General features: G+C 73.7%; 26 protein-coding genes. 20 read left to right on the top strand and 6 right to left on the bottom strand.

From position 1 onward, the window contains the following. Positions 1-13 precede the first annotated feature (13 nt). The gene (locus D7223_RS22050) at positions 14-376 is read right to left on the bottom strand and encodes a hypothetical protein (RefSeq protein WP_120730322.1); all 363 of its coding nucleotides are present in this window, start codon (positions 374-376) and stop codon (positions 14-16) included. Positions 377-389: 13 nt separating this feature from the next. Further along, positions 390-704 carry a hypothetical protein gene (locus tag D7223_RS22045; RefSeq protein ID WP_120730321.1) on the bottom strand — a complete coding sequence of 105 codons (315 nt, stop codon included), beginning with the start codon at positions 702-704 and terminating at the stop codon, positions 390-392. A 342-nt stretch (positions 705-1,046) separates the two neighbouring features. Between D7223_RS22045 and folP the strand changes: the two genes are divergently transcribed. From folP to D7223_RS22010, 7 genes are all read left to right on the top strand, one after another. Continuing rightward, positions 1,047-1,937, top strand: coding sequence for a dihydropteroate synthase (folP, locus tag D7223_RS22040; RefSeq protein WP_186832320.1), 891 nt, complete (start codon positions 1,047-1,049; stop codon positions 1,935-1,937). Further along, positions 1,934-2,299, top strand: coding sequence for a dihydroneopterin aldolase (gene folB / locus D7223_RS22035; RefSeq protein ID WP_120730319.1), 366 nt, complete (start codon positions 1,934-1,936; stop codon positions 2,297-2,299). Before folP ends, folB begins: the two co-directional genes overlap by 4 nt. Then, the gene (gene folK / locus D7223_RS22030; protein ID WP_120730318.1) at positions 2,296-2,823 is read left to right on the top strand and encodes a 2-amino-4-hydroxy-6-hydroxymethyldihydropteridine diphosphokinase; all 528 of its coding nucleotides are present in this window, start codon (positions 2,296-2,298) and stop codon (positions 2,821-2,823) included. The genes folB and folK overlap by 4 nt, the downstream gene beginning before the upstream one ends. 19 nt (positions 2,824-2,842) lie before the next feature. Next, positions 2,843-3,367, top strand: coding sequence for a DUF3180 domain-containing protein (locus D7223_RS22025; RefSeq protein WP_120730426.1), 525 nt, complete (start codon positions 2,843-2,845; stop codon positions 3,365-3,367). Between the two features lie 201 nt (positions 3,368-3,568). Further along, the gene (locus D7223_RS22020) at positions 3,569-4,777 is read left to right on the top strand and encodes an ABC transporter permease (protein WP_120730317.1); all 1,209 of its coding nucleotides are present in this window, start codon (positions 3,569-3,571) and stop codon (positions 4,775-4,777) included. 85 nt (positions 4,778-4,862) lie between these two features. Further along, positions 4,863-5,171, top strand: a complete 309-nt coding sequence (locus D7223_RS22015) for a hypothetical protein (RefSeq protein WP_120730316.1) — start codon at positions 4,863-4,865, stop codon at positions 5,169-5,171. A gap of 73 nt (positions 5,172-5,244) precedes the next feature. Then, entirely contained in the window at positions 5,245-5,733 is a 489-nt protein-coding gene (locus D7223_RS22010; protein WP_120730315.1) for a hypothetical protein, read from the top strand. A 44-nt stretch (positions 5,734-5,777) separates the two neighbouring features. Here the strand turns inward: D7223_RS22010 and D7223_RS22005 are convergent, their stop codons facing one another. Further along, a complete protein-coding gene (locus D7223_RS22005) occupies positions 5,778-6,779 on the bottom strand; it encodes an ABC transporter ATP-binding protein (RefSeq protein ID WP_120730314.1) in 1,002 nt (333 codons plus the stop codon). Between the two features lie 2 nt (positions 6,780-6,781). Between D7223_RS22005 and D7223_RS22000 the strand changes: the two genes are divergently transcribed. The 4 genes from D7223_RS22000 (at position 6,782) to D7223_RS21985 (ending at position 11,386) form a co-directional block, all read left to right on the top strand. Continuing rightward, a complete protein-coding gene (locus D7223_RS22000) occupies positions 6,782-7,471 on the top strand; it encodes an ABC transporter permease (protein WP_120730313.1) in 690 nt (229 codons plus the stop codon). After that, positions 7,468-8,190 carry an ABC transporter permease gene (locus D7223_RS21995; RefSeq protein ID WP_120730312.1) on the top strand — a complete coding sequence of 241 codons (723 nt, stop codon included), beginning with the start codon at positions 7,468-7,470 and terminating at the stop codon, positions 8,188-8,190. Before D7223_RS22000 ends, D7223_RS21995 begins: the two co-directional genes overlap by 4 nt. Before the next feature lie 180 nt (positions 8,191-8,370). Next, positions 8,371-9,375, top strand: a complete 1,005-nt coding sequence (locus D7223_RS21990; RefSeq protein WP_120730311.1) for a glycine betaine ABC transporter substrate-binding protein — start codon at positions 8,371-8,373, stop codon at positions 9,373-9,375. Positions 9,376-9,562: 187 nt separating this feature from the next. Next, positions 9,563-11,386 carry a hypothetical protein gene (locus D7223_RS21985; RefSeq protein WP_186832321.1) on the top strand — a complete coding sequence of 608 codons (1,824 nt, stop codon included), beginning with the start codon at positions 9,563-9,565 and terminating at the stop codon, positions 11,384-11,386. A 1-nt stretch (position 11,387) separates the two neighbouring features. Here the strand turns inward: D7223_RS21985 and D7223_RS21980 are convergent, their stop codons facing one another. Both D7223_RS21980 and D7223_RS21975 read right to left on the bottom strand, forming a co-directional pair. Further along, entirely contained in the window at positions 11,388-12,554 is a 1,167-nt protein-coding gene (locus D7223_RS21980; RefSeq protein WP_186832322.1) for an NADH-quinone oxidoreductase subunit D, read from the bottom strand. Then, positions 12,551-13,528 carry an SAM-dependent methyltransferase gene (locus D7223_RS21975; protein ID WP_120730425.1) on the bottom strand — a complete coding sequence of 326 codons (978 nt, stop codon included), beginning with the start codon at positions 13,526-13,528 and terminating at the stop codon, positions 12,551-12,553. The genes D7223_RS21980 and D7223_RS21975 overlap by 4 nt, the downstream gene beginning before the upstream one ends. 193 nt (positions 13,529-13,721) lie before the next feature. On the opposite strand from D7223_RS21975, the gene D7223_RS21970 reads away from it, so the two are divergent. The 7 genes from D7223_RS21970 to D7223_RS21940 all read left to right on the top strand — a co-directional run bounded on the left by D7223_RS21970 (position 13,722) and on the right by D7223_RS21940 (position 20,507). Further along, a complete protein-coding gene (locus D7223_RS21970) occupies positions 13,722-14,666 on the top strand; it encodes a Rossmann-like and DUF2520 domain-containing protein (RefSeq protein WP_120730309.1) in 945 nt (314 codons plus the stop codon). Then, positions 14,663-15,511 (top strand): pantoate--beta-alanine ligase, encoded by an 849-nt coding sequence (gene panC, locus D7223_RS21965; protein WP_120730308.1) that lies wholly within the window; start codon positions 14,663-14,665, stop codon positions 15,509-15,511. The genes D7223_RS21970 and panC overlap by 4 nt, the downstream gene beginning before the upstream one ends. Before the next feature lie 27 nt (positions 15,512-15,538). Then, the gene (panD, locus tag D7223_RS21960; protein WP_120730307.1) at positions 15,539-15,967 is read left to right on the top strand and encodes an aspartate 1-decarboxylase; all 429 of its coding nucleotides are present in this window, start codon (positions 15,539-15,541) and stop codon (positions 15,965-15,967) included. Positions 15,968-16,085: 118 nt separating this feature from the next. Further along, positions 16,086-16,982, top strand: coding sequence for a septum formation family protein (locus tag D7223_RS21955; RefSeq protein WP_120730306.1), 897 nt, complete (start codon positions 16,086-16,088; stop codon positions 16,980-16,982). 110 nt (positions 16,983-17,092) lie between these two features. Beyond that, entirely contained in the window at positions 17,093-18,787 is a 1,695-nt protein-coding gene (locus D7223_RS21950; protein WP_120730305.1) for an L-aspartate oxidase, read from the top strand. Next, the gene (gene nadC, locus D7223_RS21945; protein ID WP_120730304.1) at positions 18,784-19,680 is read left to right on the top strand and encodes a carboxylating nicotinate-nucleotide diphosphorylase; all 897 of its coding nucleotides are present in this window, start codon (positions 18,784-18,786) and stop codon (positions 19,678-19,680) included. The genes D7223_RS21950 and nadC overlap by 4 nt, the downstream gene beginning before the upstream one ends. Before the next feature lie 68 nt (positions 19,681-19,748). After that, positions 19,749-20,507, top strand: a complete 759-nt coding sequence (locus tag D7223_RS21940) for a type III pantothenate kinase (RefSeq protein ID WP_120730303.1) — start codon at positions 19,749-19,751, stop codon at positions 20,505-20,507. 82 nt (positions 20,508-20,589) lie between these two features. Here the strand turns inward: D7223_RS21940 and D7223_RS21935 are convergent, their stop codons facing one another. Beyond that, positions 20,590-21,330: a class I SAM-dependent methyltransferase gene (locus tag D7223_RS21935; RefSeq protein ID WP_120730302.1), complete on the bottom strand. Its 741-nt coding sequence runs from the start codon at positions 21,328-21,330 to the stop codon at positions 20,590-20,592. 91 nt (positions 21,331-21,421) lie between these two features. On the opposite strand from D7223_RS21935, the gene lysS reads away from it, so the two are divergent. Continuing rightward, complete coding sequence (lysS, locus tag D7223_RS21930; protein ID WP_120730301.1) at positions 21,422-22,930, top strand: lysine--tRNA ligase; 1,509 nt, start codon at positions 21,422-21,424, stop codon at positions 22,928-22,930. A gap of 105 nt (positions 22,931-23,035) precedes the next feature. Further along, entirely contained in the window at positions 23,036-23,386 is a 351-nt protein-coding gene (locus D7223_RS21925; RefSeq protein WP_120730424.1) for a histone-like nucleoid-structuring protein Lsr2, read from the top strand. Positions 23,387-23,605: the final 219 nt, after the last annotated feature.

The following is a 23,605-nucleotide window of genomic DNA, read 5'->3' as shown; positions in this document are numbered from 1 at the left end:
TTCCACTGCCTGGTCATGCCAGTTCCTCCCGGATCCTGATCCGGCTGCCGACCAGACGGGGATCCCGTAGCTCGGTGGCCGGCTCCCGGGTGCGCCGCCAGTCGGTCAGCGCGGTGCGGATCACCATCCGCGCCGGCCGGTCCGGATCGACGTACCGGAAGATGAAAGAGGTGCTCACGATGGCGAGCGCGATCTCCCAGGCGGGGAAAAGCTCGACCTGGAACGTGAACAGCCAGTGGATGAACATGTAGAGGGGGACGAGCAGCATGAACAGCCCGTACTGGGCGTACGGCAGGTGGACCGGAAGGGTGTAGCCGGGCGGCCCGAGGTAGACCAGGCGGGCCCGGTAGATGTCGTCGTCGGTGCGCAGCCGCATCTCGTGCCCGCGCCTATTCGAAGATCAGGTCGATCAGGTAGTCGCCGATGAAGAACAGTGTGGCGGCCCCGGCGATGAAGGCCAGCCCGACGATGGCGATCGCGGAACTGGTCAGGACCTTGGAGATCTCACCCCGGCTGGCCCGACCGATGAAGATCACGCCCAGCACGGCCAGCAGGATCGGCGCGATCTTGCTGGCGAAGAAGGTGACGACGCCCTCGGTGTCGATGCCCTTCGGCGCCGGCTCGGCGAGTGGCGCCGACGCCAGGGTGGAGAGCGCATGGGCGACGCCGGACGACGCCGTCTCCATCAGCTCGATGGCGATCACTGGAACCTCCCCAAGTCGCGGCCGGCGCAGCCGCGTGGTGCATTAGGCATGCCTGGCGGGAATGGTGCTCACTCTGCGCAGCGTTGGCGACGCTGCGTTCGTCACCCGCCACGGTCAGTGGCGAGCTTTGGGCGGATTTTCCCGCTTCGGCCCTCCCTCCAGGCTTCGCCATCTCGATGCCGGGCAATTCCAAAGCGTACGGGCACCCACTGTTTGCGACAAGCCGCGAAGAGTCTGCCCGGTTCGACCCGGACGACCGATCGTACACCTGTTCCAATTGGCATGTCAGCACCCTCGGCCGGGCCGTTCGGGGCCGCCGGAGGCGACCGGTACGGTCTAGTCGTGACCGATCTGGTACGGGCCGCGGCCCCGGTGGTGATGGGCGTCCTCAACGTCACGCCGGATTCCTTCTCCGACGGCGGACGGTACGCGGACCTGGACGCCGCCGTCGGACACGGCGTGCGGCTGCGGGCCGAGGGCGCCCACCTGGTCGACGTCGGCGGCGAGTCGACCCGGCCCGGTGCCGACCGGGTGGACGCGGACACCGAGGCCGCCCGGGTTCTGCCGGTGGTCCGGGCGCTGGCCGCGGCCGGGGTGCCGGTCAGCATCGACACCAGCCGGGCCTCGGTCGCCGCGGCGGCGCTCACCGCCGGGGCGGTCGTGGTCAACGACGTCTCCGGTGGGCTCGCCGACCCGGACATGGCCCGGGTGGTCCGGGACGCCGGCTGCCCGTGGGTGCTCATGCACTGGCGCGGCCACTCCCGCCGGATGGGGGAGCTGGCCCGGTACGGCGATGTCGTGGCCGACGTGCGTGGAGAACTGGCCGCGCGGGCCGACGAGGCGCTGCGCGCCGGCGTGCCCGCCGACCGCATCGTCGTCGACCCGGGCCTGGGCTTCGCCAAGACCGCGGAGCACAACTGGGAGCTCAGCGCCCGCCTGCCGGAGCTGCTCGACCTCGGCTTCCCGCTGCTGTTCGCGGCGAGCCGGAAGTCCTACCTGGGTCGGCTCCTGGCCGGCCCGGACGGCACCCCCCGGCCGACCGGGGGACGCGAGGCGGCGACCGTCGCCACCAGCCTGCTCGCGGTGGCGGCGGGTGCCTGGGGGGTACGCGTGCACGACGTGCGAGCCACGGTGGACGCGCTGGCGGTGTGGCAGGCCACCGGTCGCCCCCGCCTGGCGTCCGCCGGGCGGCCGGTGCCGACCCCGACCGCCGCGCCCGGAGGAGAACGGTGAACGACCGGATCGAACTGACCGGCCTACGGGCGCACGGCCGGCACGGGGTGTACGACTTCGAACGCGAGCGGGGCCAGGACTTCGTCGTCGACGCCGTCCTGGAACTGGACCTGCGCCCGGCCGCCCGCTCGGACGACGTGGCCGACACCGTGCACTACGGCGAACTGGCCGAGCGTCTGGTCGCGGTCGTCACCGGGGAACCGGTCAACCTGATCGAGACGCTGGCCGACCGGCTGCTCACCGTCTGCCTCGCCGACCAGCGGGTCCGCGCCGCGACGGTGACCGTGCACAAACCGGAGGCCCCCGTCCCGCACGCCTTCACCGACGTGGCCGTCACCCTGACCCGGACGCGTGACCGGTGAGCCGGGCCGTCCTCGCGCTGGGCAGCAACCTCGGCGACCGGCTGGGTCACCTGCGCTCCGCGGTGGCGACGCTCGGCGACGCCGTCCGGGTGGTCTCCGGGGTGTACGAGACTCCACCGTGGGGGGACGCCGGGCAGCCCGCGTACCTCAACGCCGTGCTGCTGGCGGAGGATCCGGACGCCGGGCCGTACGACTGGCTGGAGCGGGCCCGGAGCGCGGAGCGCGCGGCGGGTCGTGAGCGCGACCCCGCGCGGCGCTTCGGCCCCCGCACCCTCGACGTCGACGTCATCGTGGTGTGGGGCGCGGACGACGAGCCGGTGCTCAGCGACGCCGCGGAACTGACCCTGCCGCATCCCCGGGCGCACCTGCGGGCGTTCGTGCTGCGGCCGTGGATCGACATCCAGCCCTACGGCCGGTTGCCCGGGCACGGTTGGCTCACCGACCTGCTCACCACCGGACCGGCCGCCGAGGACGCCCTGGACGTGCGCCCCCGCCCGGATCTGACGCTAGAGTCGACGGCATGACCCAGTGGAGCCGGCCGGCATGACGCAGGCGCAGTCCCCGCCGCCCGGGCCCGGCCGGATGGGCCCCACCCGGGTGTCCACCCTGGTGGTGGCCGGCCTCGCCGCCGCCGCGGTGGCCTGGCTGCTGATCAGCGCCCTCTACTACGACTACCTGCCCGCGCTGCCCTGGCTGCCGGTGGTGATCCTGGCGGCGCTGGCCGTGCTGGAGGCGTACGCGGCGATCAACACCCGGGCGCGGATCGAGCGCAAGCCCGGCCGCGAGCCGGTGGACCCGCTCCTCGTCGCCCGGTTCGTGGTGCTCGCCAAGGCATCCTCGCTGGCCGGCGCGATCTTCGCCGGCTTCTACGGTGGTCTCGCCGGGTGGCTGTTCCTGGAGCCCACCGACGCCGCCGCCGGCGACCGCCCGATCGCCCTGGCCGGCCTGATCGCCGCCCTGGCCCTGGTCGGCGCGGGCCTGTGGCTGGAACGCTCCTGCCGGGTGCCGGAGCGTCCCGAGGACGAACGTGAGGGCGACGAGCGGGAGACTCGGCCCGGCCCGCGTTGAGCAGGGGGTTACGTCGGGGCTACGGGCGCGGGTACGGTGCCTGGCGACCGGAGAGCAACGGCCGCCCCCGGTCCGCCCGCCGCGTCGGGACCGGATGAGCGAGCTTCAGCGAGCGCATCACCGGTTCGGCGTCGTGGTGCCTCGTGACGGCACGCGGCGCAGCGCAGTGCCGGCATGGGCGGCCACCTGGGGAGGGGCCGCATGGGACACGACGAACCGGGGCGGGCAGCCCCCGGCGAGTCCTCGTCGGGGATACCCGCGACCGTCCTGGAGAACGTCTTCGACGACCCGGCCCACGGTGAGCCCGGCCGGGACCGGCTCGCGGTCCACGTGGTCTGGGAGATCCTGCTGCTCGTCGCCTTGGCCGTCGCGACCTGGCTGCTCTGGCAGGAGGCGCCGGACACGCTGCGCGGCGACGGCCTGCGCGACCTGCTGGGCGACGTGGTGGTGCTCGGGCTGCTCACCCTGGCCGCCGGCCTGAGCCTGCGGGCCGCGACGGTGAACCTGGCGATCGGCCCGGTCGCGGTCGCCGCCGCGCTGCACATGGCCGAGCAGAGCGACCGGGGTGTCGCCGCCGCGATCGGACCGACCGCGGCCCTCGCCGCGATCGTCGGCCTGGCGTTGGCCCTCGCCGTGGTGGTGCTGCACGTTCCCGCCTGGGCCGCCGGCCTGGCGGTCGCCGCCGGGGTGATCGTCTGGATCGAGCAGCGGGCCACCGCCGTGGTGCCCCAGGGGACGTACGACCCGGAACGCGACGCGCTGCCGCTGTTCGCCGGGTTCGCGGCGGTGGCCGTGCTCGGTGGTGTGTTCGGGGCGGTGCGGGCCGTCCGCCGGCTGCTCGGCCGGTTCCGCCCGGTCGCCGACCCGGCGCGGCGCCGGGGTGCCGTGGCGGCGCTCGTCGCGGTCTGCGCACTGGTCGGCTCGACCGTGCTGGCGATGCTCGCCGGACTGCTGCTCGGTTCCGCCGACGCCGGACCGGTGGCCCCGGAGACCGGACTGGACTGGACGGTGCTCGCGGTCGGCACGTCGCTTCTCGCCGGCACCAGCGCGTACGGCCGTCGCGGCGGTGTCTTCGGCACGCTGCTCGCGGTCAGCCTGGTCACGATCGCCCTCGCGTACACGGACGCGCGCGGCTGGACGGTGGACCGGTGGGCGCTCGGTGCGGTGGCCCTGGGGCTCGGGCTGGGGGTCACCCGGCTGGTCGAGGCGTACGGGCGGCCGGGCGGGGCACGGGAGCCGCACCCGGTCTCCGACGGCCGCATCAGCACCGGTTGGACGGTGTCCCGGCCGGACACGCCCGCCGCCTGGCCGCCCGCGCTGCCCGACCAGTCCGCCGAGGAGCCGGTCGACCCGTGGGACGTCGCCCGCTGGGAGTCCGGTCCGCGCCGACGGGACGGCGACGACCGCTGATCGCGGGTCGGTTCCCGGTCCGGCGCGGGTCCCCGGCGTCACGTCCGCCGAGCCGGAAACGATCTCGCCGGTTAGGCTCGGCGGCATGACCGACACACCATCGACCTCCGCCGGCCGTCCGTTCGCCGAGCTCGACGCGCTCTCCACCGAAGAACTGCGCGAGCAGGCCTTCGCGGTCGCCCGGGAGCGCCGTGACGTCGGCTTCTTCTGGTCGGTGCTGCGGCACCTGCCGAACGCCGACGAGGCCGCCGCCCTGGACGGTGCGCCCAACTCGGTCGGTCCGACCATCGACGAGGCAGCGGCGCTGTGGCGGGAACTGACCGGCCACGGCTACGAGGAGTCCGCGCCGCTGCTGCGGGCGGCCTTCATCGACTACCTGATGAAGCACGGCTGAGCCGCCGGCCGTGCGCCCACCGGCCGGTGGGCGCAGGTTTGCCCGCCCCGACCGGCCGGGAACAGAGCTGATCATGGCGCTCACCAACCGGACCCGGCCGATCCCCCGGTACGGGACCGCGGCGGGCACGGGCACGCTGGCGACCCTCGTCCTGGTCGGGGTCTGCGGCAGCCCGGCGTACGTGGAATGGGCCGGATCGGCCACCGACGCCACCTCGGCCGCCGGGTGGTTCCTCCGCCTGCTGGCCTGGCCGGCGTGGTCGTTCGACACCGCCGAGCCGGTCGCCGCGAACCTCCGGGCGGTGCTGCTGGTGGTCCTCGCGGCGGTCTTCCTCTGGTTGCTGCCGGCCTCGCAGGTGGCCCGGGTGCCCGGTTCGGCCAGTCAGTTCTTCACCGGCTGGGCCGCGTACGCGCTGGCCGGCGGTCTCGCCTCGCTGCTCGCGGCGTTCGCGGCGGCGGACCCGAGCATGCTGCTCGCCCTCCAGTCGGCCGGAACCGGCGCCACCTACGGCTTTCTCGCCGGCTGGATCATCGGCACGGCGAGTCTCGGCGGCCGGGCCTGAGCCTCGGCCCCACGGCCGGCCCGGCGGCCGGGTCGACCGCCGGTTCAGTCGGGGGCCCGGCCCAGGTCGAGCAGCCGGGTCCGGCTCAGCACGCCCACCGGTCGGTCCGCCTCGGTCACCACCACCCGGTCGGTGGCCGAGCTCAGCAGCACGCCGAGCGCGTCGTACGCCGACCCGCCGAGCGGTACGGCCGGCAGCCCGTCGACGCCGGCGCCGGGCAGCGGCTCGATCGTCTCCCGGGTGAGCGGGGTGACCACCAGCCGGCGGATGCCCCGGTCCGCGCCGACGAACTCGCGGACGAACGGGGTGGCCGGGGCGCCGAGCACGGTCGCCGGGGTGTCGTACTGCTCCAGGTTGCCGCCCTGGGACAGCACCGCGATCCGGTCGCCGAGCCGGACCGCCTCGTCCAGGTCGTGAGTGACCAGCACGATCGTCTTGCGTACCTCGGCCTGTAGCCGGAGGAACTCCTCCTGGAGACGGGTGCGGACGATCGGGTCTACCGCCGAGAACGGCTCGTCCATCAGCAGCACCACCGGGTCGGCGGCCAGCGCACGGGCCACCCCGACGCGCTGGCGCTGCCCGCCGGACAACTCGTGCGGGTAGCGCCGGCCGAACTGCGCCGGGTCCAGACCGACCAGCTCCAGCAGCTCCTCGACCCGCTTCCGGCTGCGCTCCCGGGGCCAGCCGAGCAGTTGCGGCACGGTGGCGACGTTGGCGCTGACCGTCTGGTGCGGGAAGAGGCCCACGTTCTGGATCACGTACCCGATGCGCCGGCGCAGCCGCACCGGGTCGACCCGGGTCACGTCCTCCCCGCCGAGCAGGATCCGGCCCGCGGTCGGCTCGATCAGCCGGTTGACCATCCGCAGCACGGTCGACTTGCCGCAGCCCGAGGGGCCGATCAGCACCACCAGCTCACCGGCGGCGATGTCCAGGGACAACTCACGGACCGCCTCCGTGCCGTCGGGGTAGCGCTTGCCGATCCCGTCGAGCGAGATCGACGCCGCACGCGGCCCGCCGCCGTCGGTGGTCTCCGGGGTAACGTCCACACATGTCCTTCCGCCTGAGCTACCGGGCCGACCCGGGTAACCCGTGGTTCTCCTGGCAGTACGCGCGGGACAACTCTGACACGATCCTCGCCGCCGTGCGGGAGCACACCTGGCTCACCGCCCGGGCGGTCCTGATCGCGGCGCTGATCGCCCTGCCGCTCGCCGTGGCCGCGTACTGGTTCCGCCGGCTCACCGGCCCGATCCTCGCGTTCACCGGCGTGCTCTACACGATCCCGTCGCTGGCGCTCTTCGCGTTCATCGCCCCCTACCTGGGCATCGGTGCGGCGACAGTGCTCACCGTGGTGGTGCTGTACGCCCTACTGGTGATCGTCCGCAACGCGGTCGCCGGTCTGAACCAGGTGCCCGAGGAGGTGCGCGAGGCGGCCGAGGGGATGGGGTACGGCCGCTGGGGCCGACTGCTCCGGATCGAGTTGCCGCTCGCCCTGCCCGGCATCCTGACCGGGCTCCGGCTGGCCACCGTCTCCACGGTGGCGCTGGTGACCGTCGGCGTGGTGATCGGCCGTGGTGGCCTCGGGCAGATCATCTTCGCCGGATTCCAGAACAACTTCTACAAACAGCAGATCCTGACCGGGACGCTGCTCTGCGTCCTGCTCGCCCTGGTGCTCGACCTGATCCTGGCCGGAATCGGTCGTCTGCTGACCCCCTGGACACGGCGCGGGAGGCCGGCGTGAGCCCGATCGAGGCGGCGGTGGTCTGGCTCAACGATCCGCTGAACTGGACCAACCCGGGCGGCGTACTGGACCGGATCGTGGAGCACCTGTCCATCTCGGCGGCGGCGGTGGCGCTCGGCTGCCTGGTCGCCTGGCCGATCGGGCTGTGGCTGGGCCACACCGGTCGGGGCGGCGGTCTGGTGGTGCTCATCGCCAACGTCACCCTGGCCGTCCCGACCCTCGCCCTGCTGACCATCCTGCCGTTGACCGTCCTCGGGTTCGGCCGCCCCTCGGTGGTGGTGGCGCTCGCCGTGTTCGCGGTGCCGCCGCTGCTCGCCAACGCGTACACCGGGGTGCGGCAGGCCGACCCGGAGGCCCGCGACGCCGCGCGCGGCATGGGTTTCTCCGGTTGGCAGCTGCTGCGCCGGGTCGAGCTGCCGCTGGCGGTGCCCTACCTGGCGGCCGGGTTCCGGACGGCGGCCGTGCAGGTGGTGGCCACCGCCGCGCTGGCGTCCTTCGTCAACGGCGGTGGCCTGGGCCAGATCATCCGGGCCGGGTTCGGGCTGGACATCGCCGCCGGGCAGGGCCAGATCCTGGCCGGTGGCCTGCTGGTCGCGGGGCTGGCCATCCTGGTGGAGTTGCTGCTCGCCCAGGTCGAGCGCGTGGTGACGCCACGCCCGCTGCGGGCCACCCGGCGGCGGGCCAACCGCCGGGCGGCCGACGCCGTCGCCGGCACCTGACCCCCCGCACCGGAGGCGATGGGTCACCGGGGTGACGATCCGGTGACAAACATCGCCCGAAGTTGTCTCACCTTCGTGGAGGATGTTGGGTGGGAAGTCGCGGGCGTCCGGAGCAGGATCGCCCGTCGGACACGCGGCCGGCCCGGAAGGGGTCGCGCCGGGACACGGAAGGCGGGCGTCATGCGCGCACGTACTCGTCTGGCGATCGGTGCGGTGGGTGCCCTCACCGCCGCCGGCATCCTCACCGGCTGCGGTGACGCCGGTTCCTCCGGCACCGACGCGCCTGAGCAGGCCGCCTCGGGCGCCGGGTGTGCCCCGGTCGCCGGTGACGAGCTGGTCGCCCTGGACGACGACAAGAAGCTCCAGAACACCGACAACATCATCCCGGCGGTCAACGCCGACGCGGCCAACCCGCAACTCCTCGCCGCATTGGACAAGGTCTCCGCGGCGCTGGACACCCCGAAGCTGATCCAGCTCAACAAGGCCGTCGACGTGGACCGCAAGACTCCGGAGACCGCCGCGAAGGAGTTCGCCTCGGCGAACGACCTGACCGCCGGTCTCGCCAAGGGGCCGGGCGGCGCGCTCACGGTCGGCGCCGGCAACTTCAGCGAGAGCCAGACCCTCGCCGAGCTCTACAAGATCACGCTGACCGCGGCCGGCTACCAGGTCAAGGTGCAGCAGATCGGCAGCCGGGAGCTCTACGAGCCGGCCCTGGAGAAGGGCGAGATCCAGGTCGTGCCGGAGTACGCGGCAACCATGGCGGAGTTCCTCAACACCAAGGCCAACGGGCAGAACGCCCAGCCCGTGTCGTCGCCGGAGCTGGACAAGACGGTCACCGCGTTGAAGGCCTCCGGGGAGAAGGCCGGGCTCGTCTTCGGCACCCCGTCGGCGGCCCAGGACCAGAACGCCTTCGCCGTCACCCGCGCCTTCGCCGACAAGTACGGCGTCCGGACGCTGTCCGACCTGGCCGCGAAGTGCTCCGGGCAGGCGACCGTGCTCGCCGGTCCGCCGGAGTGCCCGCAGCGGCCCAAGTGCCAGGCCGGCCTGATCGAGATCTACGACTTCAGGGCCGGTTCGTTCAGCTCGCTGGACGCCGGTGGCCCGCAGACCAAGAACGCGCTCAAGACCGGTGCCGCGAGTGTCGGGCTCGTCTTCTCGTCGGACGCCGCGCTCGCCGGCAGCTGACCCGTCGTCGAGCAGGTGGAGCGGCGGTGGCGGCCGGTCACGACCGGGCCTTCGGGCCCGCCGGTGACCGGCCGCTTCCGTTGCCCGGTCGATCTCCGTCACCGGCGGGTCGACCGTGGGCCGGACGGGCCCGGAGGCGCCCCGGGACCGTTCACAGGCGGGGCAACTCTCGGTAGGCTGCACACCCATGCCCGCCCCGGTTGTCTCCGATGACAGGCGTCACCCACCGCTGCTGAGCGCTCTCTTCTGGGTCGGCGTGGCCCTGGCACCGGTGGCGGCGCTGATACTGCTGATCGCCGACGGTAACGGCCCGCTCCGGTTCGCCGCGGTGCTCGCCATCCTCGCCGTGGTGCTGATCGGGCTGTCGATCGCGTTGCGCGCGGACGGCGGCCAGGCCGGCACGGAGGAACTGCGGGAAGAGCTGGAGCAGCTCCGGCGGGAACTGCGGGGCGAGATCGTGGCCGCCGCCCAGCGCGGCAACCAGGCTCTCGACCAGGCCCAGCGGGTTCACGAGGCGGTGGGCGCGCTCCGGCGGCAGGTCGACGATGCCGCGGTTCAGCCGGCTGCCGTCCGCCCGGCCGCGTCCGCCGCGGCAGCCGTCCGGCCGGCCGCCTCGGCTGCCGTTCGCCCGGCCTCCTCCGGTGCGGCCCGACCGGTCGCACCGGACGACTCCGCGAACGCCGGCCGGGCCCGCGTCGCCCCGGTCGAGCCGACCGACGACAGAGCCGCCGGCCGGGCCCGCCTCGCCGACCGGGAGGAGGCGTGGCACGCCGACCGGGACGAGGTGGACGAGCCACGCCGTCGGCAGCCCACCCCCCGCCGCGCCGACCGTCCCGGCGTCGAGCCCTCCGCCGCCGGGTACGGCGTCGAGCCCCCGGTCGCCGGTTACGGCACCGGCCGCCCCGGTGCCGGCGCGCACGACGGCGACCGACCGGCAGCCGGCTCGGCCGGGGTGTACGGGGCTTGGCCGGCAGCCCACGACGGCCCTCCTGCCCCCCGACCGCTGGGCGTGGTCCGGCACACCGAGACGGTGCACGTGACCACCCGGCACACCGTCGTGGACGGCGGCGAGGGCAACCGCTACGGCGGGCACACCGGCCGCTGGACACCACCGGCGGAGGACCGGCCGTGGGCCGGTGCCGGAGCGCCGGACGACCGTCCCCGGTCCGTCCACCCCCAACCCGCCGATCGCCCGTGGAGCGGTCACGACGACCGTGGCGACCGCCCCTGGGCCGGTCACCACGAGCATGACGACCGCCCGTGGGCCGGACCGGGTGACCGCGACGAGCCCCGGTGGGGCGGACCGGCCGGAGCGGGCCACCGCGACGAGCAGGCCTGGGCCGGGCAGGCGGACGCCGGCGTACGGTCGCGCGGCGACCGCCCCGCCGACCGGGACCGGCCGGAGCACGACTGGTCCGGCGGGCGGTGGGAGGACCGCGGATCGCGTCACGACCATCCCTACGCCGACGGCGCGGACGATCAGTCCTGGACCGGTGACCACGCCGACGATCGGCCCTGGGACGGGGCCGCGGAACAGCACGACCGTTCCGGCGGGCCCGAGTCGGACGACGACGCGGACAGCGGTGACTACTGGTCGCGGTTGCGCACCGGGGACCGCTGGGCGTCGATGCGGGAGGACGACCGAGGACACGAGCTGCGGGTGGGCGAGCGCCGGGCCGAGGTGCACGCCGACGGGACCGGCACCGAGTACCGGATGGCGGACCGCTGGGCGGCGGTACGGCGGGACGAGCCGCGCCGGGTCGCCGATCGTCCCGCCCACGGCCGGGGCGACGCGCAGCGACGGGACGGCTGGTCGGCGCCGGAGGACCGACCGGCGCTGCCGGTCGGTGGTGTCCCGGTTCCCGACGACTGGCGCCCCCCGCGGCAACGCCGGGCGGAGCCGGAGCCGACCCCCGAGCCGGAGCGGTACGGCCACCGGTACGAGGACTACGGGTACCCGCCGCAGGGCGACGTCCCCCGCGCCGGCGGACGCCCGACGAACTGGCGCTGACCTACTTGTCGATGTCGCCGACGACGAAGAACATCGAGCCGAGGATCGCGATCAGGTCCGGGACCAGGCAGCCGGGGAGCAGGGTGGCGAGGGCCTGCACGTTGGCGTACGACGCGGTGCGCAGCTTCAACCGCCACGGCGTCTTCTCGCCCCGGGACACCAGGTAGTAGCCGTTGATGCCGAGCGGGTTCTCGGTCCAGGCGTACGTGTGGCCCTCGGGGGCCTTGAGCACCTTCGGCAACCGCGTGTTGATCGGCCCGGTCAGCCGGTCCACCCGGTCCAGGCACTGCTCGGCGAGGTCGAGCGACGCGTACACCTGGTCGAGCAGCACCTCGAAGCGGGCGTGGCAGTCCCCGGCGGTCCTGGTCACCACCGGCACGTCGAGCTGGTCGTACGCCAGGTAGGGCTCGTCGCGGCGCAGGTCCAGGTCGAGCCCGGAGGCGCGGGCGACCGGGCCGGAGGCGCCGAACGCGGCGGCGTCGGCGGCGGACAGCACGCCGACGCCGACGGTGCGGGCCAGGAAGATCTCGTTGCGCCGGATCAGGTTGTCCAGGTCGGGCAGCCGCCGGCGGACCTCGGCGATGGCGGTGCGGGCCCGCCCGGTCCAGCCGGCCGGCACCTCCTCCTTGAGGCCGCCCACCCGGTTGAACATGTAGTGGATCCGGCCGCCGGAGACCTCCTCCATGACGGCCTGGATGGTCTCCCGCTCGCGGAACGCGTAGAAGACCGGGGTGATCGCGCCGATCTCCAGCGGGTACGAGCCGAGGAACATCAGGTGGTTGAGCACCCGGTTCAACTCGGCGAGGGCCATCCGCAGCCAGGTGGCCCGCTCCGGCACCTCCATGCCCATCAGCCGTTCCACCGCGAGCACCACGCCCAGCTCGTTGGAGAACGCCGAGAGCCAGTCGTGCCGGTTGGCCAGCACGATGATCTGCCGGTAGTCGCGTACCTCGAACAGCTTCTCCGCGCCCCGGTGCATGTAGCCGACGATCGGCTCGGCGGCCACCACCCGCTCGCCGTCGAGCACCAGCTTCAACCGGAGCACACCGTGGGTGGACGGGTGCTGCGGGCCGATGTTGAGCACCATGTCGGCGCCGAGCTGTTCCCCGCCCGCGCCGGTGCCGACGGTCAGCTCGCGGAGGTCGGCGTCGGTGGTCATGCCCGTCATCGTGCCACGAGTGGTCCGAGGGCGACGCCGACCGGCTGCCGGAGCCACCAGTGCCCGCCCAGGCCGGCCGGGTCGGTCAGCTCGGCCACCGCCGACGCGGCGGCCAGCGCCCGCAGGTACCCCGCCGGGTCCCGACCGGCCAGGCTCAGCGCCGGTCGCCCGCCGTCGGCCCCGAGCGCCCGCAGCGCCTCCCGCTGCGACCCCAGGGCGTACGCGCACCGGGCCACCCGCTCACCGGCGGAGGCGACGGAGTCCATGGCGACGTGCGCGGTGACGTCGCACGACCCGTCGGGTACCGGCGGCACCTGCCGCCCCGTCCGGTACCCGGTCAGCGTCCCGTCGACCGGCCGCCCGTCCCGCAGGTGCCCGTAGTCCACCGCCAACGCCAGTCCCCGGTCGACGTGGCGAAGAGCGTCCGCCCACGCCTCGTCCCGCGCCCGTCCGATCTCCACCCGCTCCCCGGTGGGCCACCAGGTCTCCCGCCAGGCGGCGTCGGCAGGGTCGAGCGGTTCGCCCACCGACTCCCTGCCGGCCGGGTCCACCTCCAGATATCGCCAGCCGTCCTCGGCCCGCACGGCGACGTCCAGGGGGACGTTGTCCAGCCATTCGGTGGCGACCAGCAGCCCCACGATCCTGTCGGGGATCTCGTGCACCCACTCGATCTCGGTGGGCAGGCCCGGTGGACGTGGGGCGCGTTCGACGGCGGTGAGGCGTACCCGCCGGGCCACCGAGGGGTCCGTTGCCCCGCGCAGTGCGACGAGCAGCTCCCCGCGACCGGCCCCGACGTCCACCACGTCCAGCCGGGCCGGGTGACCGAGGGCTTCGTCGACCGAGGTGAGCAACCGGTCCAGCGCGGTGGCGAACGACGGCGCGGCGTGCACGCTGGTGCGGAAGTGGGAGGCGGGACCGGAGCCGGCGACGAAGAAGCCGTCCGGACCGTAGAGCGCGACCTCCATCGCGTCCCGCCAGCGCATCGGGTTCACCCCGCCGACCCTACGGGTGCAAGGAAGGGCCCCCGCTTAACGCCTCCGGTAGAGCAGGGGTCCCTTGTTAACGCCGACCCGACCCCATTGGTGAAGGTTTTCACACCTTCTTGTTTCGACTCCGATGCCCCGGCGCATACTTGCGATCGACCGGTACCCCTTCTCGAGGACTGGATCGTGACCCATGAGCGCATCGCCGCGCCCGCGTCCCGGGCCCGCCGTACGGCCGGCCGACGCCGCGCTTCCCCGTGACCTGACCGTCGGCGTGATCGGCGCCGGCCGGGTCGGTGCCGTCCTGGGCGCCGCGCTCGCCGCCGCCGGTCACCGGGTGGTCGCCGCCGCCGCGGTCTCCGGTGCCTCCCGCGCCCGGCTGGCGCTCCTGCTTCCCGGTGTCGCGCGCCGCTCGGCCACCGGCGTCGCCCGCTGCGCCGACCTGCTGATCGTCGCGGTACCGGACGACGCCCTCGCCGGCGTGGTGGCCGGCCTGGCCGGCAGCGGTGCGCTGCGCCCCGGCCAGGTGGTCGCGCACACCTCCGGCGCGCACGGGTTGGCCGTACTGGCGCCCGCCGCCGAGGTCGGCGCCCGCCCGCTGGCCCTGCACCCGGCGATGACCTTCACCGGTACGCCGGACGACCTGCCCCGCCTGGCCGGCATCTCGTACGGGGTGACCGCCCCGGCGGAGCTGCGCCCACTGGCGGCCCGGCTGGTAGCCGACCTGGGCGGGGTGCCGGAGTGGGTCGCCGAGACGGACCGGCCGCTGTACCACGCCGCGCTGGCGCACGGCGCCAACCACCTGGTGACCCTGGTCAACGAGGCGGCCGACCGGCTGCGCGACGCCGGGGTGGGGCAGCCGGAGAAGGTGCTCGCCCCGCTGCTGCGGGCCGCCCTGGAGAACGCGCTGCGGCTCGGCGACGACGCGCTGACCGGACCGGTGTCCCGGGGTGACGCGGGCACGGTGGAGCGGCACCTGGCCCGGCTGGGCGAGGTCGCGCCGGAGTCCGTCGCCCCGTACCTGGCCCTGGCCCGGCGTACCGCCGACCGGGCCATCGCGGCCGGCCGGCTGCGCCCGGTGGACGCCGAGTCGTTGCTCGGCGTGCTGGCGGGCAGTTCCCGGGAGGTTGCCGCATGACGGATCTGGTGCACACCCGCGCGGAACTGGCCGCTGCCCGGGACGGGCTCAAGGGCACCGTCGGGGTGGTGATGACCATGGGCGCGCTGCACTCCGGACACGAGACGTTGCTGCGGGCGGCCCGGGAACGGGCCGACCACGTGCTGGTGACGGTCTTCGTGAACCCCTTGCAGTTCGGGCCGAACGAGGACTTCGACCGCTATCCGCGTACCCTCGACGCCGATCTGGAGATCTGCCGGCGGGCCGGCGCGGACCTGGTGTTCGCGCCCTCGGTGACCGACATGTACCCGGATGGCCAGCCCCAGGTCCGGGTCAACCCCGGCCAGCTCGGCGAGGACCTGGAGGGGCTGAGCCGTCCCGGCTTCTTCCACGGGGTGCTCACCGTGGTGCTGAAGCTGCTCCAACTCACCCGGCCCGACTTGGCGTTCTTCGGCGAGAAGGACTACCAGCAGCTCACCCTGGTCCGGCGGATGGTCCGGGATCTGGACGTGCCGGTGGAGATCGTCGGTGTGCCGACCGTTCGGGAGCCGGACGGCCTGGCGCTGTCCAGCCGTAACCGCTACCTGTCCCCGGCCGGGCGGCAGGCCGCGCTACGCCTGTCGGCCGCGCTGCGGGGCGGCGCCGAGGCCGCCGCGGCGGGCGCGGACGCGGGGGCGGTGCTGGCCGCCGCGCACGCCGCCTTCGGCACCGGTACGCCGGGCACCCGGCTCGACTACCTGGTGCTGACCGATCCGGATCTGGAACCGGGTCCGGTCACCGGGCCGGCGCGCCTGCTCGTGGCCGCCTGGGTCGGCGACACCCGGTTGATCGACAACGCCGCCGTTCACCTCGCGCCGCGTCCCTGACCACCACCACCCGCGAAAGGCGTTCCGATGTTCCGGACCATGCTCAAGTCGAAGATCCACCGGGCCACGGTGACGCAGGCCGACCTGCACTACGTCGGCTCGGTGACCGTGGACGAGGACCTGCTCGACGCGGCCGACCTGCTCCCGGGCGAGCAGGTGGCGATCGTGGACATCACCAACGGCGCCCGGCTGGAGACGTACGTGATCCCGGGCGAGCGGGGTAGCGGCGTGATCGGCATCAACGGTGCCGCCGCGCATTTGGTGCACCCCGGTGACCTGGTCATCCTCATCTCGTACGGCCAGTTCGACGACGCCGAGGCCCGCGCGTACCGCCCGAGGGTGGTGCACGTGGACGCGGACAACCGGGTCGTGGACCTGGGCGCCGACCCGTCCACCGCAGCCCCCGGCACCGCCGGCAACCCGATCCCCAACCCCCTGGCCGCCCTCCCCGCCTGACCCGCGCCGCCGAGACTCCTCTCGATGAGGGGCGGGTGCGGTCTGTCACCGGAAGGTCATTTCCGGTTACCCTGGGCGTGCCGTCGGGATCGACGGTCGTCGGCTGGGGGAGGCCGCGATGCGCCGTGCGTTCAGAGCCGTGGTCGCGGTGGTGGCCGTGGCGGCGTTGGTCACCGGATGCGGCACCGCCGGCGGGGTCGACGGCGACCTGACCGACGACTGGGCGGCCCTGCCCGCGCCCGGTCCGTTCACCCCCGCCGCCGGGGTCTGTCAGGAGGCCGACTTCACCGAGACGGTGGCGTTGCCCGCGTACACGCCGGTGGACTGTGGTGTCCCGCACCGGGTGGAGACGGTGCACGTGGGCTCCTTCCCGGCCGCCCGACCGGCTCCACCGCCGAGCGGGTCGACGGAGTTGCGCGGGGCGTTCGCCGAGTGCGACACCCGGGCCACCGGTTACGTCGGAGACGACTGGCGGGCGGGACGACTCCGCCTGGCCGTCGCGATCCCCACGGCGCTCGGCTGGACGGCCGGCTCGCGCTGGTTCCGGTGTGACCTGAGCGAGGTGGACACGGTCGAGGTCGGCGCGAAGGTGGTCGCCCGTACCGGCAGCCTGCGGGACGTGTTGAAGCGCGCCTCCCCGCTGCGACTCTCCTGTCAGCAGTCCCGGGGCGGGCGTACCGCCGGGTCCCTGACGCTGGTCCCGACGGACTGCGCCGCCCGTCACGACGCCGAGTTCGTCGGGGTGTGGCGGGCGCCCGACGGCCGGTACCCGACGAAGAGCGCCGACTGGGCCCCCCTCTACGACGGCTGCCGCACCGCGATCGGCCGCTACGTCGGCGTGCCCGACGACCCGACACTGCGCCTGCGCAGCGCGGTGGTGGTCCGCCCGCCGGGCGCCGGCCGCTGGCGGGTCGGCGACCGGGGCGTGCGGTGCTACCTGCGGCTCAGCGACCGGACGGTGACCGGCTCGCTGAAGGGCGTCGGCCCCGCCGGTTTCCCGGCCCGCACCCGCTGACCGGAGCACCGGACCGCCGGCCGGCCGGTGACGGCACGGCACGGCGTAGCCGAAACCACTCGTCCCGCCCCCCGCGCCCCGGCCGAGGATGCTTCGGGTTGACTGTGGGGATGGACCGACCGACCGCCGACCTGCCGACCCTGCCCCGTCTGCTGGCCGCGCCCGCGCCCGGCTGGGTGGAGACCACCGACGTGATCGTGGTCGGCTCCGGGGTGGCCGGGCTCACCGCCGCGCTGCACCTGCGGGAGGCGGGCCTGCACGTCACCGTGGTCACGAAGGTCGACATGGACGAGGGCTCGACCCGGTGGGCGCAGGGCGGCATCGCCGCCGTGCTCGACCCGCACGACACCCCGGCGGCGCACGCCTCGGACACCGAGGTCGCCGGGGTGGGGCTCTGCGACCCGGCGGCCGTACGGGTGCTGGTCGAGGAGGGGCCCACGCGGCTGCGCGAGCTGATGCGGATCGGTGCCGAGTTCGACCGCAACCCGGACGGGTCGTTGATGCTGACCCGGGAGGGTGGGCACCGGGCCGACCGGATCGTGCACGCCGGCGGTGACGCGACCGGGGCGGAGGTGCAGCGGGCCCTGCACGCCGCGGTCCGCCGCGACCCGTGGATCCGGCTGGTCGAGCACGCGCTGGTGCTGGACCTGCTGCGGGCGCCCGGGGACGGTCCGGACGGTCTCGGCCCCGCCTGCGGGATCACCCTGCACGTGCTCGGCGAGGGCAGCGAGGACGGCGTCGGCGCGATCCTGGGCCGGGCGGTGGTGCTGGCCACCGGTGGCCTGGGGCAGGTCTTCGCGGCCACCACGAACCCGGCGGTCTCCACCGGCGACGGGGTGGCGCTGGCGCTGCGGGCCGGCGCGGACGTCACCGACGTGGAGTTCGTCCAGTTCCACCCGACCGCGCTGATCGTGCCGGAGCACGCCCGGGTGGCCGGTACGGGCCACGCCCAGCAGCCGCTGGTCTCCGAGGCGCTGCGCGGCGAGGGCGCGCACCTTGTCGACGGTGACGGCAAGCGGTTCATGGTCGGGCAGCACGAACTGGCCGAGCTGGCTCCCCGGGACGTGGTGGCCAAGGGCATCCACCGGGTACTGCTGGCCACCGGTGCCGACCACGTCTTCCTCGACGCCCGGCACCTGGGCGGCGACTACCTGGCCCGGCGCTTCCCCACCATCGTCGCCTCCTGCCTGGCGATCGGGGTGGACCCGGCGACCGACCTGATCCCGGTCGCCCCGGCCGCCCACTACGCCTCCGGCGGCGTCCGCACCGACCTGCGCGGTCGCACGTCCATCCCCGGCCTGTACGCCTGCGGCGAGGTCGCCTGCACCGGGGTGCACGGCGCGAACCGGCTGGCCAGCAACTCGCTGCTGGAGGGTCTGGTCTTCTCCCGCCGGATCGCCGACGACATCGCCGCCGGCCTCCCCGAGCAGGCCCGACCGGCGGAGACCGGCGCCTGGGTGGGTGGCGCCGGCTGGGTGGTGCCGGCGGCGGCGACCCCCGCGCTGCAACGCGCGATGACCCGCGGCGCCGGGGTGCTGCGGTCGGCGGAGACGCTGGCCGCGACGGCCGTCACGCTGGGCGAGGTCGGTGCCGGGCGGGGTACGCCCCGGACCGCCGACTGGGAGGCGACGAACCTGGTGACCGTGGCGTCGACGCTGGTCGCGGCCGCCTCCGCCCGCCGGGAGACGCGGGGCTGCCACTGGCGGGAGGACTTCCCGACGGCCGACGAGCGGTGGCGGGGCCACCTGGTCGGCGCGATCGGGGCGGGAGGCGGGTTGACGCAGGAGTGGGAGGGCACCTCATGACGGAGGCGACCGAGCGGGCGCTGCGGCAGGCCGGCCTGGATCCGGCGCAGGTGCGGCGGGTGGTCGAGAACGCGCTCGTCGAGGATCTGGGGCCGGACTTCCGGGACGTGACCAGCGTCGCCACCATCCCGTACGAGCAGACGGACACCGCCGACGTGGTGGCCCGCGCCGACGGGGTGGTCGCCGGGCTGGCCGTGGCCGCCGCCGTGTTCGAGCTGGTGGGGGAGGTGACCGGGTCGGACCGTACGGTCGAGGTGTCGGTCGTGGCGCACGACGGCGCGCGGGTGGCGCGCGGTGACGTGCTGGCCACGGTGACCGGCCCGACCCGGCTGCTGCTCACCGCCGAGCGGACCGCGCTCAACCTGCTCTGCCGGATGTCCGGGGTGGCCACCCACACGCGGGCCTGGGCCGACGCGTTGGCCGGTACGAAGGCGATGGTGCTGGACACCCGGAAGACCACGCCGGGTCTGCGCGCCCTGGAGAAGTACGCGGTGCGCGCCGGTGGCGGCACGAACAAGCGGATGGGCCTGCACGACGTCGCGATGATCAAGGACAACCACAAGTTCGCGGCCGGGGGGATCACGGCGGCGTTCCGGCGGGTCCGGGAGACCTTCCCCGACGTGCCGGTGCAGGTGGAGGTGGACACGGTCGCCGAGGCGGCGGAGGCGGTCGAGGCGGGCGCGGAGTTCCTGTTGCTGGACAACATGACCCCGGCCCAGCTGCGCGAGGTGGTCGCCACGGTGGGGGACCGGGCCGAGCTGGAGGCCACCGGGGGGCTGACCCTGGCGGTGGCGGCCGAGTACGGCGCGACGGGTGTCGACTTCATCTCGGTCGGCGCACTGACGCACTCCTCGCCGATCCTGGACATCGCGCTGGATCTGCGTACCGGATGACCGTCCCGCGCCGGCCTGGCCGGACCCGGATCGCGCCGGCCCGTCCGGCCGTTGTCTAGGCTGCGTCCGTGCTGCTCTGCATCGACATCGGAAACACCAACACCGTGCTGGCGACCTTCGACGGCGACAAGCTGGTGCACTCCTGGCGGATCAAGACCGATGCCCGGTCGACGGCGGACGAGCTCGGCCTGATGTTCCGTGGCCTGCTCGCCGGGGACAACGTGGAGATCACCGGGGTGGCCGCCTGCTCCACCGTGCCGGCGGCGCTGCGCTCGTTACGGACCATGCTGACCCGCTACTACGCCGACCTGCCGAGCGTGATCGTCGAGCCCGGCGTGCGGACCGGCGTGCAGCTCGCCATCGACAACCCGAAGGAGGTCGGCGCGGACCGGGTGGTCAACACCCTCGCCGCGTACACCCTCTACGGCGGCCCGTCGATCGTGGTCGACTTCGGCACCACCACCAACTTCGACGTGATCAGCGGGCGGGGTGAGTTCCTCGGCGGGGCCTTCGCCCCGGGCATCGAGATCTCCTTCGACGCGCTCGCCGCCCGCGCCGCCCAGCTGCGCAAGGTGGAGGCGACCAAGCCCCGGTCGGTGATCGGCAAGAACACCGTGGAGTGCCTCCAGTCCGGCCTGTACTTCGGCTTCGCCGGCCAGGTGGACCGGATCGTCGAGCGGATGGCCGACGAGCTGGGCGAGGTGAAGGCGGTCATCGCCACCGGCGGGCTCGCCTCCCTGGTGATCAACGAGTGCCGGACGGTCACCCATCACGAGCCGATGATCACCCTGATCGGCCTCCGGATGGTCTACGACCGCAACAGGTAGGGAAGGGCCCCTTCTTAACGTCTCAGGTAGAGGAAGGGCCCCTTCTTAACACCGTGCGCACGCCGCCAAGCGCCCGCGACGCTCAACGTCGTCGCGCTCGGAACACCAGCGTGCGGTAGGGCAGCGCGATCGTCTTCCGCCCGGCGAGGTCGGGATGGGTGTCGAGCAGGTGGCGCAGCTCCCGGTCGATTTCGCGTCGCCGCTGCGGGGTCGCGGTGAGGTGGTACGAGCGGGTAGCCACCATCCCCACCAGGTCGTCCGGGGTCAGCGTGGTGGTGTGGGCGAACTCGGCCCACTCGGGCGCGGTGAGGCGCGGGCCGAAGTCGGTGACGTCCGCCAGCAGGCCGTCGACCGTGCCGCCGATCTCGGCGACCCGGTTCATCTCGTTCACCCAGCCGACCCGGTCGTCGCGCAGGTTCCACACCGGCGCGAACACCCCGCCTGCCCGCAGCACGCGGGCGATCTCCGGGTGTGCCCGCTCCCGGTCGAACCAGTGGTACGCCTGACCGACCAGCACCGCGTCGGCGTACCCGTCGGGCAGCGGCATCGACTCCGCGCTGCCGTCCCGGGCGGTCGCGCCCGGCGTGGCTGCCGTGAGCTGGGCCCGCATGTCCGCGTCCGGCTCGACCGGCGTCACCTCGTGGCCCAGGTCGCGTACCCCGCGGGTGAGGATGCCCGTGCCGGCCCCCAGGTCGACGACCTGGGCGGGTACGTCGAGACCCTGGAGCGCCCAGCGCAGCGCGTCCTGCGGGTAGCGCGGGCGGAAGCGGTCGTAGTGCGCCGCGGCGGCGCCGAACGAGAGCGCCTGAGTGGGGTCGGTCATGGCGGGCAGGTTATCCCGTAACGACCGCCTCGGCCCTTGAGTACGCTCGGTGCCTGAACCCGCCCGATGACTCCCGACGAGGAAGCGTGCCGTGACCGAGCAGACCCCCGTGCCAGTGGACCCCGCCGACGACCTTCCCGAGCAGATGAAGGTCCGCCGGGAGAAGCGGGACCGGATGCTCGCCGAGGGTGCCGAGCCCTACCCGGTCGGCTACCCCCGCACCCACACCCTCGCCGAGATCAGGGCGAGGTACGCGGAGTTGCCGACCGACACCGCCACCGGCGACCGGGTGTCGACCACCGGTCGGGTGATCTTCGTACGGAACACCGGCAAGCTCTGCTTCGCGACCCTGCGCGACGGCGACGGCACCGAACTCCAGGCGATGCTGTCCCTGGACCGGGTCGGCGCGGAGCGGCTGGAGGACTGGAAGCGCCTGGTCGATCTCGGTGACCACGTCGGGGTGACCGGCGAGGTGATCACCAGCCGGCGGGGCGAGTTGTCCGTGCTGGCCGACGAGTGGGCGGTCACCGCCAAGGCGCTGCGACCGCTGCCGGTGGCGCACAAGCCGCTGAGCGAGGAGGCCCGGGTCCGGCAGCGCTACGTGGATCTGGTCGTCCGTCCGCAGGCCCGGCAGATGGTACGCACCCGCGCCGCCGTCGTCCGCAGCCTGCGGGAGACCCTGCACGGGCAGGACTTCATCGAGGTGGAAACCCCGATGCTCCAGTTGCTGCACGGTGGGGCGACCGCGCGGCCATTCGTGACCCACAGCAATGCGCTCAGCACGGATCTGTATCTCCGAATCGCACCGGAACTGTTTCTCAAGCGCGCCGTGGTCGGCGGCGTCGACCGGGTCTTCGAGATCAACCGCAACTTCCGTAATGAGGGCATCGACTCTTCGCACTCGCCCGAGTTCGCGATGCTGGAGACCTACCAGGCTTACGGCGACTACGACACGATGGCCGAGCTGACCCGAAATCTCGTCCAGCGGGCGGCGGTCGCGGTGGCCGGCTCCACCGTGGTGACGCACGCCGACGGGCGGGAGTTCGACCTGGGCGGCGAGTGGCGGTCGATCACTCTCTTCGGGTCGCTTTCCGAGGCGCTCGGCGAGGAGGTCACCGTCCGCACCGAGCGCGCCCGCCTGGTCGAGTACGCGGACAAGGTCGGATTGTCGGTCGACCCGAAGTGGGGGCCGGGCAAGCTGGCCGAGGAACTGTTCGAGGAACTCGTCGTCCCGGGACTGGTCGAGCCCACCTTCGTGCGCGACTACCCGGAGGAGACCAGCCCGCTGACCAGGGCGCACCGCAGCGAGCCGGGGCTGGCCGAGAAGTGGGACCTGTACGTGCTGGGGTTCGAGCTCGGCACCGCGTACTCCGAGCTGGTGGACCCGGTGGTGCAGCGCGAGCGGCTGCTGGCCCAGGCGCAGCTCGCCGCCCGCGGCGACGACGAGGCCATGCGGCTGGACGAGGACTTTCTCCGGGCGATGGAGTACGGAATGCCGCCGGCCGGCGGTATGGGAATGGGAATCGACCGGCTCCTGATGGCGCTGACCGGCCTGGGAATTCGGGAAACGATCCTCTTCCCGCTGGTCCGCCCGGAGTAGTCGGCACCGGGTCGTTACCCCGTCCTATTGACGCGGCAAGCATCGGGCAGGTTATCGTTCTTGCGAAGTTCGCAGGATCAACCCTGCTCGAAAGGAATGTGGGACGTGGCCAAGCAAATCATTCATAAGCTGGTCGATGACCTGGACGGCGGGGACGCTGACGAGACCGTCAAGTTCGCCCTGGACGGCGTTCAGTACGAGATCGACCTGTCGAGCGCCAACGCCGCGAAATTGCGGGACGTATTCGCTCAGTACGTGGCCCACGGCACGAAGGTCGGCCGGGGTGGCGTGGTGGTCGGCGGACGGGCCGCCCGTGGTCGGGGCGGTGCCACCGCAGATCGGGAGCAGAACAAGGCGATCCGGGAGTGGGCCAAGAAGGCCGGCAAGGACATCTCCGACCGGGGCCGGATCCCGCAGGAGATCGTCGACGAGTACCACTCGAAGGCCGGTCACTAACCCTCCCGGAGGGGATGGACGACGGGCGACACGACGCCGGGCCGGAGCGGGACTCCGGGCCGGCGTCGCCGTATCCCCACCCCGGTCGGTCGGACGACCGGGAAGAACCGGGTGCCGGCGTACGTTGTCCACAGGCGGTGGAGAGTCTGTCCACAGCCTGTGGACAGGGCCCGCCGGGGCTGGTCCGGGCCGACGTGACGCCCGTCCGCCGGGTGCACC

Source organism: Micromonospora endolithica, assembly GCF_003626595.1.
Taxonomy (GTDB): Bacteria; Actinomycetota; Actinomycetes; order Mycobacteriales; family Micromonosporaceae; genus Micromonospora; species Micromonospora endolithica.
This window is presented reverse-complemented; position numbering and strand designations above follow the sequence as displayed.